Origin of the sequence: Ralstonia sp. ASV6 (genome assembly GCF_016429285.1) — a bacterium.
Classification (GTDB): domain Bacteria; phylum Pseudomonadota; class Gammaproteobacteria; order Burkholderiales; family Burkholderiaceae; genus Ralstonia; species Ralstonia flaminis.
Genome location: NZ_JAELUI010000292.1, coordinates 1 through 2,197, shown reverse-complemented (window position 1 = coordinate 2,197; position 2,197 = coordinate 1). Strand labels below are relative to the sequence as shown.

General features: G+C 64.0%; 2 protein-coding genes. Both read left to right on the top strand.

The genetic code is table 11. From position 1 onward, the window contains the following. Positions 1-849 (top strand): cell division protein FtsQ/DivIB (locus JHD73_RS27550; protein WP_199033304.1); only part of this gene is annotated, 849 nt, incomplete at its 5' end. Next, a complete protein-coding gene (gene ftsA / locus JHD73_RS27545; RefSeq protein ID WP_199033303.1) occupies positions 846-2,078 on the top strand; it encodes a cell division protein FtsA in 1,233 nt (410 codons plus the stop codon). The genes JHD73_RS27550 and ftsA, both read left to right, overlap by 4 nt. Positions 2,079-2,197: the final 119 nt, after the last annotated feature.

The window sequence follows — 2,197 nt, the reverse complement described above, 5'->3', positions numbered from 1 at the left end:
GCGCTGTATGCGCTGCTCGCGCTCGGCGGCTTGGGCGTGGGGGCGGTCTGGCTGATGCAGCGTCCGATGTTCCAGTTGCAGCAGGTGCGTGTGATGCCGATGGCCGGCAGCGAAATGCGCCACGTGAACGTGCCGAGCCTTCGCGCCAACGCGTTGGTCAAGCTGCGCGGCAACTTTTTCACGCTGAACCTGGATGACGCACGTCAGGCCTTCGAATCGGTGCCCTGGGTGCGCCACGCCAGCGTGCGTCGCGTGTGGCCCAACGGGCTGCTGGTGGAAGTGCAGGAGCATGAGGCGCTGGGCACGTGGGGTGGCAACGATTCCGGCAAGCTGGTCAACACATACGGCGAGGTCTTCGTCGCCAACCTGGCCGAGGCGGAAGACGACGCCGATCTGGTGGCGCTGGCCGGCCCCGACGGCACCGAGCAGGAAGTGGTCGACAAGCTGGAAACCATGACCGAGTGGTTCAAGCCGATGAACACCGAGCCCGTGAGCGTGACGCTCACCGACCGCTACGCGTGGCGCGCGCGGTTGTCCAACGGCACGGTCGTCGAGTTTGGCCGCGAATTGAATGATGACGATCGCACCGCGCTGGCCGCGCGTGCCCGCCGCTTTGTGCGTGCGTGGCCGCAGGTCACGCAGCGCTGGGGCGGTCAGATTGAATACGCCGATCTGCGGTACCCCAACGGGTTCGCGGTTCGTGCGACGGGTGTGCGCTTCCTGACCGATGCGCAGGCTGCGGTGCTGGCCAAGGGGGGCAAGTTGCCCGGCACCAGCAATGCTGCAAAGCCGAAAGCGAATGCAGCGGCCAACAACAAAGCAACGCGAAGCACAGAGAAAACGCGATGAGCAAGGAATACAAGGATCTTCTGGTCGGGCTGGATATCGGCACCTCCAAGGTGGTGGCGGTGGTGGCCGAGCTGCGTCCGGACGGCGCCTACGAGGTCATCGGCATGGGCCAGACCGAATCGAAGGGGCTGAAGAAAGGCGTGGTCGTCAACATTGAGGCGACCGTCCAGTCGATTCAGAAAGCGCTCGAAGAAGCGGAGCTGATGGCGGACTGCAAGATCGGCGAGGTGTTCACAGGTATCGCCGGCAGCCATATCCGCAGCTTCAATTCGAGCGGCATGGTGGCGATCAAGGACAAGGAAGTCACCTCCACCGATGTGGCGCGCGTGATCGAAACCGCCAAGGCCGTCAACATCCCGACTGATCAGCAGATTCTGCACATCCTCACGCAGGAATTCATCATCGACGGCCAGGAAGACGTGCGCGAGCCGATCGGCATGAGCGGTATCCGCCTGGAAGTGAAGGTGCACATCGTGACCGGTGCGGTGAGTGCGGCGCAGAACATCGTCAAATGCGTGCGCCGCTGCGGGCTTGAGGTGCACGACCTGATCCTGCAGCCGCTGGCATCGAGCTTGGCCGTGCTGACGGAAGACGAGAAGGAACTCGGCGTGGTGCTGGTCGACATCGGCAGCGGCACGACCGACATCGCCATCTTCAGCGAGGGCGCGATCCGCCACACGGCTGTGATCCCCATCGCTGGCGACCAGATCACCAACGACGTCGCCATGGCCCTGCGCACGCCGACGCCGGACGCCGAAGACATCAAGGTCCAATACGGCATCGCCAAGCAGGTGCTGGCTGACCCGGACGAGATGATCGACGTGCCGGGCGTGGGCGACCGCGGCCCGCGCACGCTTTCGCGTCAGGCGCTGGCCGCTGTGATCGAGCCGCGCGTGGAAGAACTGTTCTCGCTCGTGCACCAAGTGGTGCGTGAATCCGGTTACGAGGAGCTGCTCTCCAGCGGCGTGGTCCTCACCGGTGGCACCGCAATGATGCCCGGCATGGTGGAGTTGGGCGAAGACATGTTCTTGAAGCCTGTGCGTGTGGGGGTGCCCGAGTACCGCGGCAACCTGCACGAGGTGGTGAAGAGCCCGCGTTACGCGACGGTCATGGGCCTGCTGCAGGAAGGTCGCGTGCAGCGCATGCGCGGGCGAAAGGTGGTTGTGCAGTCCGGTTCTGCCAAGCAGATGTGGACGCGCATGAAGGAATGGTTCATCGGCAACTTCTAAGCGCGGGGCGCTTGGGTGTTGGCGATGTGCTCCCTGGGGGAGCGAAGCTGAGTTTCTTGTTTTGATGTTTTTTGTTCAGGAACCAGGGGTTGCGGCGGGGAGGCTGCATCGTCTGGGAC

What these genes read in the sequence shown, in the direction of transcription:
- ftsA (WP_199033303.1), top strand. Translation starts at nt 846, where the DNA reads ATGAGCAAGGAATACAAGGATCTTCTGGTCGGGCTGGATATCGGCACC.